Source organism: Ferrovibrio sp., assembly GCF_029255545.1.
GTDB lineage: Bacteria > Pseudomonadota > Alphaproteobacteria > Ferrovibrionales > Ferrovibrionaceae > Ferrovibrio.
Window position 1 is genome coordinate 61,064 of the sequence record NZ_JANLJJ010000020.1, and the last position, 14,908, is coordinate 75,971.

The window sequence follows — 14,908 nt, forward strand, 5'->3', positions numbered from 1 at the left end:
CGGCCGGGCGCGCAGGCGGCGCCGAGTCCAAACAGCCTAGCCTGCCGACATGACTCCCGCGTGACACTGGCGGTGACGGCCGCGGGGCGGCAAGATCATCGGGCAAGGCAGGTAATTTTGTACACTTGCATTACTATTGTTCCTCGCTACAATCCGGCGCCATAACAAGCTGCGGTCCATCGGGTCGACGGCAGGGAGGAACAACAGCCGTGCCGGCATCTGTCCGCAACGGAATCAGGGCTGAGGGCAAAGCCGCCGCCGCGAATGCGGCCGGTGACAAACCCGCGCGCCGCCCGGCACCGCCGGTTGATTACGGCACCCTGCCCAACCATGTCGGCTACCTGCTGCGCCTGGCTCAGTTGCGGGTCTGGGAGGACTTCTATGCCCGGCTCGGCCCAAGCGGCGTCAGCCCCGCCCTGTTTTCCGCATTGATGCTGATCGACCGCAATCCCGGCCTGCAGCAGAGCCGGCTGGGCGAAGCCCTGGGCGTCGCCCGTTCGGGCGCCATGACCATGGTGGACCGGCTGGAACGGCTGGGACTGGCGGAACGCCGCGCCGATCCGCATGATCGCCGCGCCTATGGCCTGTTCCTGACCCCGGCCGGCCAGCGGCAGATGGCCGAATTCATTGCCCAGGTCAAAACCCATGACCGGCTGATCAACCAGGTTCTGACGCGGGAGGAGCATGACACGCTGATGCACCTGCTGCGCAAGTTCGTCGCCGCGCCGGCCCTGACCGGCGAGGTGCATTCCGTACTGGACAACGACCCGGTAACATCGCGCACCAAACGCGCCGGCCAATCCGGACGGCGCCAGAATCCACCCAGGGAGGACAGACCATGAGCAGCAAGATTACCCGCCGCCAGTTCGCCGCTTCGGCGGCAGCCGGCGCCGCCATCGTGGCCGGCGTCGCGCCGTTCAACATCGTTCGTGCCCAACCCAAGGCGCTGAAGATCGGCTCGATCCATCCGCGTTCCGGTTTCCAGGCCCAGCTCGGCATTGCCTGCCAGCGCGGCATCGACATCGCCCCGCGCGTGCTCAAGCAGCTTGGCATGGGCGCCGATGTCGAGATCATGAACGCCGACACTGAATCGAATGTCGACATTGCCCGCTCGCGCGCAGAAAAGCTGATCAACGACGGCGCCAATGTGCTGATTGGCGCCTTCGATTCCGGCCAGTCGGCCGCGATTGCCCAGGTCGCCGAGCAGAAGGGCGTCCCCTACATCATCAACGTGGCCGCCGCCCCGCAGATCACCGAACAGGGCTACAAGTTCGTGTTCCGCAATTTCCCGACCGCGCCGATGCTGGTCGGCGATGGCCTCAACCTGATGAAGGCCGTGTTCGAGAAGAGCGGTATCACGCCTAAGACCGCCGTGTTCATGCATGTGAACGACACCTTCGGCCAGGCCATGGCCGGCGCGATCAAGGCAATGGCGCCACGCTTCAACCTGCCATTCCAGATCGTCGAGACCATCGCCTATGACCCGCAGGCCAAGGACCTGTCGGTCGAGATCGCCAAGGCCAAGGCGACCGGCGCCGAGATGGTGATGCCGGTGACCCGCCTGAACGACGCCATCCTGATGGTGCGCGAGATGGTTAAGCAGCGCTGGGAGCCGAAGATCGTGATGAGCCCCGGCGCGCCGGGCTTCTATGAGAACCAGTTCTACAAGACCCTGGGCAAGTTCTCGAATTACCTCATCACCAATGTGCCCTGGTACAACCCGCGCTCGTCGATCACCCAGAAGCTGCTCGACGAGTTCACCAAATCCTACAAGAATGAGTTGTTCGAGCTGAATGTCGGCTTCTCGTTCGAGGCGGTGATGGTGGCCGTCGATGCCTTCAATCGTGCCAAGAGCACGGATGGCAAGGCGCTGGCCGACGCGATCCGCCTGACCAAGATCGACAACCACGTGATGGCCGGCGGCACCCTGCAGTTCAACGAAAAGGGCCAGAACGTCAACATCAAGTCGGTGACGCTGCAGAATCTGGACCAGCGGCCGAAAGTGGTGCTGCCGCTTGACATCGCGGAGGATAACCTGCTCCTGCCGATGCCGAGCTGGAGCAAGCGCTGATCTGAAACCGACCACACGCACTGTAAAACCGTCATGCCAACAGAACTTGTTTTCACCGTCGCATTGCAGGGCATTCTGACCGGACTGGTCTATGGCCTGATGGCGCTCGGCCTGTCGGTGATCTTCGGTGTGGTGCGTGTGGTCAACTTCGCCCATGGCGAGATGATGACGATCGCCTCCTATGGAGCGATCGTCGCCTTCGGCGCCTGGAATATCGATCCGCTGGTGGCGATGGTGCCGATCGCGGTGATCCTGTTCGCGCTGGGTTATGCGATGCAGGCCGCTCTGATCAACCCCTTCATCAACCGGCCGGAGCACAGCCAGTTCATCCTGCTGGCCGCCGTGGCGATCATCATGGTGAATGGCCTGCTGATGATCTTCGGCCCGGATGCCCGCAGCGTGCTGGTGGATTATTCGCTCGACTCGATCGAGATCGGCCCCCTGCTGGTCGACAAGGTGCGCGTCATCACCGCGACGATGGCGCTGGCAATCACCGCCGCCCTGTTCGCCTTCTTCAAGCTCAGCCATACCGGCAAGGCAATCCGCGCCTGCGCCGACAACCATCTCGGCGCCCTGGTGATCGGCCTCAACGTCAAGCAGCTTTATGCGCTGACCTTCGGCATCGGCTCGGCCTGCGTCGGCGCCGCCGGCGCCATGATGACGCTCTTGATCGACACCACGCCAAATATTGGTCCGGTCTTCACCCTGCAGGCCTTTGTCATCGTGATCATCGGCGGCCTGGGCTCGATGCCCGGCGCGCTGCTCGGCGGCGTACTGATCGGCCTGTCGGAAGCGATGTCGGGCCTGTTCTTCGCGCCATCGGCCAAAACCATGTTCGGCGTCGCCATCCTGATCCTCGTTCTTCTGTTCCGGCCGCAGGGCCTGCTGGGGCGCAAAGCATGATTTCCCGCCTGATTGATGGCGTGCCGCGGCGCGCCCTGGTTCTGCTTGGCCTGCTGCTAGCCGGTTTGCTGGTCGCGCCGCTGGTGGTGGATGCCTATATCCTCTCGATCCTGATCCTGGTGCTGTATTTCGCCTATACCGGCCAGGCCTGGAACGTGATGATGGGTTTTGCCGGCCAGCTCAGCCTGGGCCATTCGCTCTATGTCGGCATCGCCGCCTATACGGCGGCCGCGCTGTATGTGCATTTCGGCATCGGACCCTGGGCCGGCGTGCTGCCGGCCATCGCCATCTCGATGGCAGCCGGCCTGGTGATCGGCTTCCTTGCCTTCCGCTTCGGCATCAGCGGCGTGTATTTCGCCCTGCTGACCATCGCGTTTGCTGAATTCACCCGCGTCGGCTTCGACCATTTCGCCTGGGTGAACGGCTCGGGCGGCTTCTTCCTGCCGGTGACGCAGCAGGCCGCCAGCGATCCGCTCAACCTGCGCGGTTCACCGACCATGTTCTATTACATCCTGCTGGCCGTCACCGTACTGGCCTTCCTGTTCTGCCGCTGGCTGCTGACCGGACGCATCGGCTATTATTGGCTGGCGATCCGCGAGGAACCCGAGGCCGCGCAGACGCTGGGCATTAACGTGTTCCGCTACAAGATGATCGCCGTCGCCATCTCGTCGGGCATGACAGCCCTGAGCGGCGTGTTCTTCGCCTTCTATTACAACAACCTGTTCCCCGAGCAGATCTTCAGCATGTCGCGCTCGATCGAGCTGATCCTCGGCCCGATCATCGGCGGCGTCGGCTCGCTGTTCGGGCCGATCCTCGGCGCCTTCGTCCTGACCGCACTGGCCGAGGTGGTCACCGAGATCATGCATGCGCTGGGCTATGAAATCCCCGGCATCAAGCAGGTCTTCTATGGCATCTGTCTGCTGGCGGTGATCATCTACCTGCCGCATGGCATCTGGCCGCCGCTGCGCAAACGACTCGGCCTGGAGGATCGGTCATGACCGAATCCCTCCTCGTTGTCGACGGCATCTCGAAAAGCTTTCGCGGCCTGCGCGCCGTCAGCCAGGCCTCGCTGGTCGTGCCGCAGGGCGGCATCGTCAGCCTGATCGGCCCGAATGGCGCCGGCAAGACCACCTGCTTCAACATGGTGGCCGGCGTGTTCCGCCCCGATGAAGGCAGCATCACCTTTGACGGCCGGCGCATCGAAGGCCTGCGACCGGACCAGATCTGCCATGCCGGCATCGGCCGCACCTTCCAGATCGTCAAGCCATTCAAGGAGCTGACCGCACTGGAGAACGTGATCGTCGGCGCTTTGCGCGCGACCAGCGATGTCCGGCAGGCGCGCAGGAAGGCCGAGGCGGTGCTGGACCAGCTTGGCATGACCGACAAGCGCAACCAGCCGGCCGCGCAGCTCACATTGCCTGAGCGCAAGCGACTGGAAGTGGCGCGCGCGCTGGCGACAGAGCCCAAACTGCTGCTGCTGGACGAGGTGATGGCCGGCCTGCGTCCGACCGAGACCGACCAGATGGTGGCGGTGTTCCGCGAACTGAACGCCAAACACGGCATGACCATCCTGCTGATCGAACATGTGATGCGCGCGGTGATGGCTTTGTCGCAGCAGGTGGTGGTGTTGCATCACGGCCAGGTGATCGCCAGTGGCGCGCCGGAGGATGTGGTGCGCGACCCGGCCGTGCTGGAATGCTATCTCGGCGAGGAGGTGGAGGCATGAGCCTCGCCATCGAAAACCTGGATGTCTTCTATGGCGATGCCCAGGCGCTGGACGGCGTGTCGTTGCACGTGCCCAAGGGCAGCATCGTCGCCATTATCGGCGCCAATGGCGCCGGCAAGTCGACCCTGATCCGCACCATCGCCGGCATCGAGAAACCGCGCCGCGGCGCCATCCGCTTCGGCGACACCCAGATCGCCGGCCTGCCGAGCCACAAGGTATGCAATCTCGGCATCGGCCAGGTGGCCGAGGGCCGGCAGGTGTTTCCCACCCTCACCGTGCTGGAAAACCTGCAGATGGGCGCCATGCTGCCCCGCGCCCGGGCGAAGGAAAAAACCACGCTGGACGAAGTGTTCACGCTGTTCCCGCGCCTGGCGGAACGACGCAACCAGCTGTCCGGCACCATGTCGGGCGGCGAGCAGCAGATGCTGGCGATCGGCCGCTGCCTGATGGGCCAGCCGGAGCTGGTCATGTTTGACGAGCCCTCGCTCGGCCTGGCACCGGCGGTAGTGCAGGAAGTGTTCCGCATCATCAGGCTGCTGCACCAGCGCGGCATGACCATCATCCTGGTCGAGCAGAATGTCGCCGTGTCGCTGAAACTGGCGGATCAGGCCTATGTGCTGGAAAACGGCCGCATCGTCATGCAGGGCACCGGCGAGGCCCTGCTGCACGACGACCGCGTGCGCCAGGCCTATATGGGGCTGTAACTAAAAAGGCCACCTTGCGGTGGCCTTTTGCTGTTCAGCCCAGGTTGGCGAAGAAGTCGTTGCCCTTGTCGTCGACGATGATGAAGGCGGGGAAATCCTCCACCTCGATCTTCCATACGGCTTCCATGCCAAGCTCTGGATATTCGTGCTGTTCAACCTTCTTGATGCAGTTCTTGGCCAGGATCGCGGCTGGGCCGCCGATCGAGCCAAGATAGAAGCCGCCGTATGTCTTGCAGGCATCGGTCACCTGCTTGGAGCGGTTGCCCTTGGCCAGGCTGATGAAGCCGCCGCCGTTTTCCATCAGCAGGCCGACATATGAATCCATGCGGCCGGCCGTGGTGGGGCCGAAGGAGCCCGAGGCCATGCCATCCGGCGTCTTGGCCGGGCCGGCATAATAGATCGGATGGTTCTTCACGTAATCGGGCAAGCCCTGGCCCTTCTCGATTCGCTCGGCGAATTTGGCATGGGCCAGGTCGCGCGCCACGATCAGCGTGCCGGTCAGCGACAGGCGCGTCTTGACCGGATACTGCGACAGCGTCTTGCGAATCTCGCTCATCGGCTGGTTGAGGTCGACCTTGACCACTTCGGCCGAGAGCTTGTCTTCATGCTCGGGCAGATACTGCGCCGGGTTGTGTTCCAGCTGCTCCAGATAGATGCCGTCGCGGGTGATCTTGCCGAGCGCCTGACGGTCGGCCGAGCAGGACACCGCGATGCCGATGGGCACGCTGGCGCCATGGCGCGGCAGGCGGATGACGCGCACGTCGTGGCAGAAATACTTGCCGCCGAACTGCGCACCGATGCCGTTGACGCGGGTGAGCTCGAGGATCTTCTGCTCGAATTCCACATCGCGGAAGGCATGGGCGGTTTCGCTGCCTTTCGTCGGCAGGGTGTCAAGATAGCGCGCCGAAGCCAGCTTGGCGGTCTTGAGGTTCAGTTCGGCCGACAGCCCACCGATCACGATGGCCAGGTGATAGGGCGGACAGGCCGCGGTGCCCAGCGTCTTGATCTGGGTATCGAGGAACTTCAGCAGGGTGTCGCCACGCAGCACGGCAGGCGTCTGCTGGTAGAGATAGGTCTTGTTGGCCGAGCCGCCGCCCTTGGCCATGAACAGGAATTTGTAGGCGTCGCCATCGGTGGCATAAAGCTCGATCTGCGCCGGCAGGTTCGTGCCGGTGTTGACTTCCTTGAACATGTCGAGCGGGGCGAGCTGCGAATAGCGCAGGTTGGTCTCGGTATAGGTGCGATAGACGCCGTGACTGATCGCTTCCTCGTCGCGCCCTGAGGTCCAGACATACTGGCCCTTCTTGCCGATCACGATGGCCGTACCGGTATCCTGGCAGCTGGGCAGCACCATGCCAGCCGAGATATTGGCGTTCTTGAGCAGCTCGAGCGCCACAAAATGGTCGTTCGGCGAGGCATCCTTGTCGTCGAGGATGGCGCGCAGCTGGGCCAGATGGCCGGGGCGAAACAGATGCGCGATGTCGCGCATGCCGGCAAAGGCGAGGTCGCTGAGCGCCTTATCGGAAACCTGCAGCACTTCGCGCCCGCCGGCCTTGATCACCTCGACGCCGTCGCTGGAGAGCTTGCGATAGGGCGTCGTGTCGGGACCGAGCGGAAACAGGTCCTCGTAGCGGAACTCGGGCATTCTATTCTCCGGGGCTGCGGATCGGGAAAGGCGGCTGGCTGGAGCCGTATGGGGTCAGGTCTTTTTCTTGCGGAAGGCATCCAGCGCGACGACATCGCCGGTCTTGCGCTCACCCGCGTCTTCGCCGGCTGGCGTGGCGGGAGTCGCCTCGGCCTCGCCGACCGGGGACGGGCTGCTGATGGCCGGCCGCGCTTCCATGTTGGGCGCGACGCGGAACTGCAGGCCGAACTGCACGCTGGGATCGGCAAAGGCGGTGATTGCCGCATAGGGGATCACCAGGCGCTCGGGCACCTTGTTGAAGCTGAGCGTGATCTGGAAGGCCTCCTCCTGCGCTTCCAGCCCCCAATACTGGTGCTGCAGCACGATGGTCATCTCTTCCGGATAGCGTTCGTGCAGGTAATCCGGCAGTTCGACGCCGGGCTGGTCGGTGCGGAAGGTGACGTAGAAATGGTGATTGCCGGGCAGGCCGAATTCAGCGACGCGCTTCAGCGCCTCGCGCACCGCACCGCGCAGGGCAGTTTCCACCAACTGGTTGTAGTCGAGCAGCTTGCCGGCCATGACTAATCTTCTCGGGGACGCAATGCAGGCATTTTACCCTTCCCGTTCCAGGGGTTCAATTCCAAGCCGGCCGCCAAAGGCCGGTCTTCCACAGGATTTCGGCCTTCCACGGGATTAATGCCGCCTACGGGCGGATATCGGGGAGAAGTGGGGGGCTTCTGTTGCCCGGCGCCCCCCGAGCCGCGCTTACCTATTAGGCAGCGAGTGCAACGCTATTGTCGTTGGCACTTAGAGATTGACCCGATAACGGCGGTATCATGCCGGGCAAAAACCGAGCCTTTATTGCGCACGTCGAGCCTGATTCGCCCCCATCATCAACCCGGCCGGGAATGTGTCCGGGCTCATGGTGGAGGCGCCGGGTACTGCCCCCGGGTCCGTTACGCCTATGCCGCGCGGCGTTTATCGCCATAGTCGGTTTCCCGACAGACCCAATGTAGGGGGTCGGGGGCGGTTTTTGAAGGCCCGCGGCCCAAAGGGTTTTCCGGCGCTTTTCCGGGGGCTTTTCCGGACTCCCGGGCGGGTGGCCGGGAGCGGTGCGGCGGAACCGGGGCTTTTTCAGACCCAGGACTTTTTGAGACTCGGCCCGCCGGTCTATAACCACCTGCCTTTCGCCCGGCGACCCGAGTCGCCGGACTTTGCCCGCCGGAGAGACCCGCATGACCATGACGCCGGAACAGGCCGCCGAGATCGCCGCCCTGCGCAGCCAGTCCCAGCCGACCCGCCGCGCCACCGTGCCGGCGCTGGAGGACATCCTCTACGAACCGCTCAATGTGCTCGATCATGGCTTCGTCCGCGTCATCGACTACATGGGCGACGACAGCGCCGTGGTACAGGCCGCCCGCGTCTCCTATGGCCGTGGCACCAAGAAGATCAGCGAGGATCGCGGCCTGATCAACTACCTGATGCGGCACCGGCATACCACGCCGTTCGAGATGTGCGAGATCAAGTATCACGTCAAGCTGCCGATCTTCGTGGCACGGCAGTGGATCCGCCATCGCACCGCCAACGTCAACGAATATTCGGCGCGCTATTCGATCCTGGACAACGAATTCTACATCCCCGCCGCCGACCAGCTGGCGGCGCAGTCGAGCTCCAACCGCCAGGGCCGGGGCGATCTGCTGACCGGCGCGGAAGCCGCGCGGGTGCTGGACCTGCTGAAGCGCGACGCGATGCAGTCCTATGCCTCCTACGAGGAAATGCTGAACGAGCGGCCGGATGGCAGCAAGCGCGACGAAAGCCGCGAGGGTCTGGCGCGCGAACTGGCGCGTATGAATCTGACGCTGAATTTCTATACCCAGTGGTACTGGAAGACCGACCTGCTGAACCTGCTGCATTTCCTCAGCCTGCGCGCCGACGGCCATGCGCAGTATGAAATCCGCGTCTATGCCGAGGCGATGCTGGATACCGTGAAACGCTGGGTGCCGGCCTGCTACGACGCCTTCATGGAATACCGCGTTGGCGGCGCCAGCCTGTCGGCCACGGCGCTGAAAACGGTGCGGCGCATGCTGGCCGGGGAAACCGTCGATCAGGCCGGCTCAGGCCTGAGCGCGCGGGAATGGCGCGAATTAATGGCTGTGCTCAAGCCGGAGGCCTGAGCAGAACCGGGCGGCGCGAAGCCGGGATCAGCGCGCCAGAGCCGCGCGCGCGGCCCGGCGGCTGATGATCCAGACCACGGCGCCGAATACAGCCGTGCCGGCGAATGCTAGGGCAAGGGCCAGCGGGTCGCCGGCCGGAACCAGCGCATTGACCGCAGACCCCAGGCCGCCACCGGCGGTCTGCAGGAAACCCGACAGGGCCGCGCCGGCGCCGAGCGTAGCCGGATTGACGCCGACCGCGCCCACCACCGAATTGGGCATTGCCAGCCCCATGCCGATGGCCCAGATCAAGCGCAGCAGGATGATCGCCATCACGCTCGGCTCGACCAGCGCCACATACAGTGCCATGCCCACACCGCCCAGCAGGGTGAAGATCACGCCGGCATCAATCATGCGCAGCAGGCCGAGCCGGCCGCCCAGCCATGACGACAGCAGCGCGCCGATGAAGAAGCCGGCACTGCCGAGCGCGATCAGGATGCCGTAATTCACGGCGCTCAAATCCATGGTGCCAATCAGCACGGCCGGAGCGCCGGCGCTGAAGCCGTGCAGGCCGGCGAAAATCGCCAGATTGAGCAGCCCGAAGGTGAGGAAGGCGCGGTTGGACAGCAGGAAGGCATAAGCCGCGACAATGCCACGCAGCAGCGAACCATTCGCGGCAGCCGGGATATGGGTCTCCGGCAGGCGACGGACCAGGATCAGCAGCACCGCCAGGGTGATGCCGCCGTTGATCCAGAAATTGATCCGCCAGTCGAGATAATGCTCAACCAGTCCACCAAGCACCGGCGCGATGATTGGCGCCAGCGCCAGAGAGGCAGAGATCACCGAGGTCGCCCGGGCCGCCTGCTGACGGTCGTAGACATCGTTGACGATGGCACGACCGGTGGCCATCGCGCTGGCCGCGCCTAGGCCCTGCACGGCCCGCGCCCAGAGCAGGGCCGACAGGCTGTCGGCCAGGGCACACGCGACGGAACCGAATACCATGATAGCCAAGCCGCCCAGCAGCAGGGGCCGGCGGCCGTAACGGTCGCTGAGCGGGCCGTAAACCAGCTGCCCGCCGGCAAAGGTGACGAAATATACGGTCAGGGTCAGGGGCAGCATGTCGACCGGAACCGCCAATGCCTCGCTGATCGCCGGCAGCGAGGGCAAATACATCGTCGCCGCCAGAATCCCGTTTGCGAACAGGATGGTAAGCAGCAAGAGCAGGCCTGCGGGAGGAGGCGGTTTCGACATGCTTGAGAGGCAGCCAGAGCCAAGGGTAGAATGATCAGCCGCGCTACCCGCTTTAAAGTGTCGCGGATCGGTTGGCTTCGCTCGACCACCAGTATATATATGATCGCAAAAGTATTTCTACGATTCTAGCGCCTATCGCCCGGGTGGAGGGGCGGCGCCGGAAATCGCCGCAGGGAGTCGCAAGGGGGCTTTCGCTCAGGGATGTCGGAAAAAATCGATTTCAGCCACGTCCGCTTCCTCGTCGTGGATACCAACAAGCTGATGTGTCAGCTGGTGAAGGATATCCTGATGATGCTTGGCGTGACGCAGGTGACGACGGTGCGCGACAGCGAGAAGGCGATCGCGGCCCTGCGTAGTGGCGGCTATGACGTGCTGGTCACCGAATGGAACCTGAAGCCGCGCTCCGGGGCGGACCTGCTCGATTGGCTGCGCACCGACGGCACCTCGCCCGATCGCATGATGCCCGTGATCATGCTGACGGCGAATTCGGAGATGGAATACGTGATGGAGTCGCGCGACAAGGGCGTGACCGAATTCCTCGCCAAGCCATTCACGGCAGACGGCATGTATCGCCGCCTGGTATCGGTGATCGCGCGACCACGCGATTTCGTCAGCGTGCCCGGCTATTTCGGCCCCGACCGCCGCCGCCAGCAGCTGCCCTTCGAGGGCCCTGACCGGCGCCAGAACAAGCCGGAATAAACCAGCCGCCATGCGCCGGAAAATCATCCCCAATCGTGGCGAACTGAAGCGCAAGGCGGTCAACTACAAGACCGGCATGGACATCAAGCTGGACGACGATATGCGCCAGAAGATGGAAGCATTGGTCGAGAATACCAGCGTGCAATTCCTCGACGAAACGGTCGAAACGCTGAAAAGCCTGCGCGAAGCGCTGGGCCGCGCGGCGGCCGATCCTTCGGCACGTCGCGACGTGCTTGAGCATATCCGCGAGGAGGCTTTCCAGATCAAGGGCATGGGCGGGGTCTTCGGCTATCCACTGCTGACCGAATTCGCCAAATCGCTGCACGACTTCCTCAAAGAGCTGAACGACCTGGACGAATTGCAGCAGGAAATCGTCAGCATCCATGTCGACACCCTCTATGTGGTGGTCTCGCACCGCATCAAGGGCTCGGGTGGTGCGCTGGAAGCCCAGTTGCGCGGTTCGCTGAAGGCCGCCGTCGACAAGGCAAAACCGGGCACCAAGGCGGGCTGAATCCGCTTTTCCGCCCTTTCCGGGCACCGTTTTCACCTCTGGCCAGAGCGCTGTTCTGGACACTCCGGTCCCCCCGCCCTATAACCCCGCCATGCACCCGACTACCGCCCTTCCCTTCGTCAAGATGCACGGCCTCGGCAACGATTTTGTCGTGCTGGACGCGCGTGCCCACCCGCTGCCGCTGGACCTGGCGTCGGTGCGCCTGCTGGGCGACCGGCGGCGGGGGGTCGGGTTCGACCAGATGATCACCATCGAGCGCTCGGACAAGGCGGATGCCTTCATGCGCATCCACAATGCCGATGGCGGCGAGGTGGAATCCTGTGGCAACGCGGCACGCTGCGTCGCGACCCTGCTGATGCGCGAAAGCGGCCGTGACGCGGTTAGCATCGACACGCTGGGCGGCTGGCTGCAGGCGCGCGGCGGCGCCAAAGGCCAGATCACCGTCGACATGGGCGAACCGCGCTTCGAGTGGCAGGCCATCCCGCTGGCACGCGAGATGAATACTCTGCACATGGATTACAGCTTTGGCGGTTACGATAAGCCGGGCGCGGTGAATGTCGGCAATCCACATGTGGTGTTCTTTGTGCCCGATGCCGAAGCCGTTCCACTGGCCGAGATCGGCCCAAAGATCGAGCATGATCCACTGTTTCCCCAGCGCATTAATGTCGAATTCGCCCAGGTGATCGACCGCACGCAAATCCGCATGCGGGTCTGGGAACGCGGTGCCGGCATCACGCGGGCCTGCGGCACCGGCGCCTGCGCTACTTTGGTGGCGGCGGCGCGGCGCGATCTGGTCGAACGCAAGACCGAGATCATCCTGGATGGCGGCGTGCTGACCATCGAATGGGCAACCGACAACCATATCTACATGACCGGTCCGGCCACCGAGGCCTTCCGCGGCGAGATCCCGCCGAGTTTCTGGACCGCAGCGGACGCCACCTGAGGCGATGGCGGACGAAACCTCCGTTCTGAATTTCGGCTGCCGCCTCAATGCCTATGAAGGCGAGGCGATCCGCGGCCTGCTCGACAGACTGGGGCGTGATGATGTGGTGGTGGTCAACACCTGCGCGGTGACGGCGGAGGCAGAGAAGCAGGCGCGTCAGGCGATCCGCCGCCTGCGTCGCGAACGGCCCGATACCCGCATCGTCGTCACCGGCTGCGCCGCCCAGGTGAATGCCGAAGGCTTCGCCGCCATGGCGGAAGTGGATCATGTGATCGGCAACCGCGAGAAGCTGGGCGAGGCTGCCTGGCGCGAGATCGGCGACGGTGCACCGCGCATCAGCGTCGGCGACATCCAGACCGACACGCCGCCCGCCCTGCCCGCCGTGAGCCATTTCCCCGGCCGGCCACGCGCCTATCTGGAAATCCAGCAAGGCTGCGACCATCGCTGCACCTTCTGCATCATTCCCTATGGCCGTGGCCCGAGCCGCTCGCTGCCGCTTGGCGCCGTGGTTGAGCAGGCACGGGCCATGGCAGCACGCGGCTATCGCGAATTCGTGCTGACCGGCGTGGACATTACCTCCTACGGCCATGACCTGCCCGGCCGGCCTACACTGGGTCAGGCGACGCGGCGGTTGCTGAACCTGGTGCCGCAGATCGAACGCCTGCGCTTCTCCTCGCTTGATCCGGCCGAGATCGATGAAGACCTGCTCAGACTCTATGCCGAGGAGCCACGCGTGATGCCGCATGCGCATCTGAGCCTGCAGGCCGGCGACGATCTGATCCTGAAACGCATGAAACGGCGGCACAGCCGCGCCCAGGCCCTGGAGGTCGCAGCAAGACTGCAGACGCTGCGGCCCGGCATCGCGCTGGGTGCCGACCTGATCGCCGGCTTCCCGACCGAAAGCGACGATGCGTTCGAGTGCAGCGCCGCCCTGATCGATGACGCCGGCCTCGCCTTCGTGCATGTCTTCCCCTATTCGCCCCGCCCCGGCACGCCGGCAGCGCGCATGCCGCAACTGCCCATCGAACTGCGCCGGGCGCGCGCCGCAGACCTGCGCCGCCGCGCCGATGCCGCATTGGGCCGTTTTCTGACCGGCCGGATCGGCAGCGAGGCGCGCATCCTGGTGGAGCAGCAGGGCCTGGGCCGCGACGAGACCTATGCGCCGGTGATCCTGCCGGACGGCATGGAAAAAGGCAGCATCGTCACCGCGCGCATCGCAGCGGCGCGCGAGGGCAAATTATGGCTGGAGGCCGCATGAGCGAGCCCGAGAACATGACTGAGAAGAAGCCGGGCTGGTTCAACCGCCTGAAGGCTGGCCTGTCGCGTTCCGCCGGCCAGCTCGGCGAGCAGATCGGCGCGCTGTTCACCAAACGCAAGCTGGACCAGGACGCGCTGGACGACCTGGAGGAAACGCTGATCAAGGCCGACCTGGGCGTGACCACGGCGGCCAAGATCGTTGCCGCGATTGCCAAGGACCGCTTCGAGAAAGATATCTCGGCCGAGGAAATCCGCGCCGCTCTGGCCGAGTCTGTCGCCGGCCTGCTGCAACCGGTGGAGCGGCCGCTGGCGCTGGACGGCGGCAAGCCGCAGGTGGTGCTGGTTGTGGGCGTCAACGGCGTGGGCAAGACCACGACGATCGGCAAGATCGCCGCGCGCCTGCGCGAGGACGGCAAAAGCGTGATGCTGGCCGCTGGCGACACCTTCCGGGCAGCAGCGATTGAGCAGTTGAAAATCTGGGGTGAGCGCGTCGGCGCACCGGTGCTGGCGCGCGAAACCGGTGGCGATGCCGCCGGCCTGGCTTTTGATGCCCTGATCCAGGCGCGTGAGCAGAATATCGACGTGCTGCTGATCGACACCGCTGGCCGCCTGCAGAATAAGGCCGACCTGATGGGCGAGTTGGCCAAGATCGTGCGCGTGATCAAGAAACAGGCGCCGGACGCACCCCATCACGTGCTGCTGGTACTGGATGCCACCACGGGCCAGAACGCCATCAGCCAGGTGGCCACTTTCAGGGAAATCTGCGCCGTCACCGGCCTGATCGTGACCAAACTGGACGGCACGGCGCGGGGCGGCGTTCTGGTGGCGATCGCCGACAAATTCGGCCTGCCGGTGCATTTCATCGGCGTCGGCGAACAGGCCGCCGACCTGCAGCCTTTCTCGGCCGCGGGCTTCGCTCGGGCGCTGGCCGGACTGGAGCAATAAGGGAATCAGTAATTGCCGAACTCGCCCGGTGGGTTGGTGTGGGCTGGAAAGCGTGTCTGTCCTTGGACCGCTCGGTAATGATTGAGCGCCCAGTGCACCGACGGAAAAGCAAGATCGCTCC

The 14,908-nt window shown here is 64.4% G+C and carries 15 protein-coding genes and 1 other RNA gene; 12 read left to right on the forward strand and 4 right to left on the reverse strand.

The window, feature by feature from the left end:
• The first annotated feature begins 209 nt into the window (after positions 1-209).
• Genes Q1J79_RS03350 through Q1J79_RS03375 form a run of 6 tightly spaced genes read left to right on the forward strand, consistent with a single transcriptional unit; the run spans position 210 to position 5,404 of the window.
• On the forward strand, positions 210-842 hold the full coding sequence (locus Q1J79_RS03350) for a MarR family winged helix-turn-helix transcriptional regulator (protein WP_300296476.1): 633 nt from the start codon (positions 210-212) through the stop codon (positions 840-842).
• Entirely contained in the window at positions 839-2,071 is a 1,233-nt protein-coding gene (locus Q1J79_RS03355) for an ABC transporter substrate-binding protein (protein WP_300296479.1), read from the forward strand. The genes Q1J79_RS03350 and Q1J79_RS03355 overlap by 4 nt, the downstream gene beginning before the upstream one ends.
• A 33-nt stretch (positions 2,072-2,104) precedes the next feature.
• Positions 2,105-2,974 (forward strand): branched-chain amino acid ABC transporter permease, encoded by an 870-nt coding sequence (locus Q1J79_RS03360; protein WP_300296482.1) that lies wholly within the window; start codon positions 2,105-2,107, stop codon positions 2,972-2,974.
• On the forward strand, positions 2,971-3,972 hold the full coding sequence (locus tag Q1J79_RS03365) for a branched-chain amino acid ABC transporter permease (protein ID WP_300296485.1): 1,002 nt from the start codon (positions 2,971-2,973) through the stop codon (positions 3,970-3,972). The genes Q1J79_RS03360 and Q1J79_RS03365 overlap by 4 nt, the downstream gene beginning before the upstream one ends.
• Complete coding sequence (locus tag Q1J79_RS03370; protein ID WP_300296488.1) at positions 3,969-4,700, forward strand: ABC transporter ATP-binding protein; 732 nt, start codon at positions 3,969-3,971, stop codon at positions 4,698-4,700. Before Q1J79_RS03365 ends, Q1J79_RS03370 begins: the two co-directional genes overlap by 4 nt.
• Positions 4,697-5,404: an ABC transporter ATP-binding protein gene (locus tag Q1J79_RS03375; RefSeq protein WP_300296491.1), complete on the forward strand. Its 708-nt coding sequence runs from the start codon at positions 4,697-4,699 to the stop codon at positions 5,402-5,404. The genes Q1J79_RS03370 and Q1J79_RS03375 overlap by 4 nt, the downstream gene beginning before the upstream one ends.
• 34 nt (positions 5,405-5,438) lie before the next feature.
• Here Q1J79_RS03375 and Q1J79_RS03380 read toward each other — a convergent pair whose 3' ends face one another.
• From Q1J79_RS03380 to ssrA, 3 genes are all read right to left on the reverse strand, one after another.
• On the reverse strand, positions 5,439-7,049 hold the full coding sequence (locus tag Q1J79_RS03380; protein WP_300296494.1) for a fumarate hydratase: 1,611 nt from the start codon (positions 7,047-7,049) through the stop codon (positions 5,439-5,441).
• A gap of 54 nt (positions 7,050-7,103) precedes the next feature.
• Positions 7,104-7,607: an SspB family protein gene (locus tag Q1J79_RS03385; protein WP_300296497.1), complete on the reverse strand. Its 504-nt coding sequence runs from the start codon at positions 7,605-7,607 to the stop codon at positions 7,104-7,106.
• Positions 7,608-7,753: 146 nt separating this feature from the next.
• Positions 7,754-8,070: a transfer-messenger RNA gene (ssrA, locus tag Q1J79_RS03390) on the reverse strand.
• A gap of 193 nt (positions 8,071-8,263) precedes the next feature.
• On the opposite strand from ssrA, the gene thyX reads away from it, so the two are divergent.
• Positions 8,264-9,202, forward strand: coding sequence for an FAD-dependent thymidylate synthase (thyX, locus tag Q1J79_RS03395; protein ID WP_300296500.1), 939 nt, complete (start codon positions 8,264-8,266; stop codon positions 9,200-9,202).
• A gap of 27 nt (positions 9,203-9,229) precedes the next feature.
• Here the strand turns inward: thyX and Q1J79_RS03400 are convergent, their stop codons facing one another.
• On the reverse strand, positions 9,230-10,399 hold the full coding sequence (locus Q1J79_RS03400; RefSeq protein WP_300296503.1) for a multidrug effflux MFS transporter: 1,170 nt from the start codon (positions 10,397-10,399) through the stop codon (positions 9,230-9,232).
• A 234-nt stretch (positions 10,400-10,633) separates the two neighbouring features.
• On the opposite strand from Q1J79_RS03400, the gene Q1J79_RS03405 reads away from it, so the two are divergent.
• From Q1J79_RS03405 to ftsY, 5 genes are all read left to right on the forward strand, one after another.
• Positions 10,634-11,131: a response regulator gene (locus tag Q1J79_RS03405; RefSeq protein WP_300296506.1), complete on the forward strand. Its 498-nt coding sequence runs from the start codon at positions 10,634-10,636 to the stop codon at positions 11,129-11,131.
• A 10-nt stretch (positions 11,132-11,141) separates the two neighbouring features.
• A complete protein-coding gene (locus Q1J79_RS03410) occupies positions 11,142-11,642 on the forward strand; it encodes an Hpt domain-containing protein (RefSeq protein WP_300296509.1) in 501 nt (166 codons plus the stop codon).
• Between the two features lie 91 nt (positions 11,643-11,733).
• Positions 11,734-12,585: a diaminopimelate epimerase gene (gene dapF / locus Q1J79_RS03415; RefSeq protein ID WP_300296512.1), complete on the forward strand. Its 852-nt coding sequence runs from the start codon at positions 11,734-11,736 to the stop codon at positions 12,583-12,585.
• A gap of 4 nt (positions 12,586-12,589) precedes the next feature.
• Positions 12,590-13,843 carry a tRNA (N(6)-L-threonylcarbamoyladenosine(37)-C(2))-methylthiotransferase MtaB gene (gene mtaB / locus Q1J79_RS03420; protein ID WP_300296515.1) on the forward strand — a complete coding sequence of 418 codons (1,254 nt, stop codon included), beginning with the start codon at positions 12,590-12,592 and terminating at the stop codon, positions 13,841-13,843.
• The gene (gene ftsY, locus Q1J79_RS03425; RefSeq protein ID WP_300296518.1) at positions 13,840-14,787 is read left to right on the forward strand and encodes a signal recognition particle-docking protein FtsY; all 948 of its coding nucleotides are present in this window, start codon (positions 13,840-13,842) and stop codon (positions 14,785-14,787) included. The genes mtaB and ftsY overlap by 4 nt, the downstream gene beginning before the upstream one ends.
• Positions 14,788-14,908 lie beyond the last annotated feature (121 nt).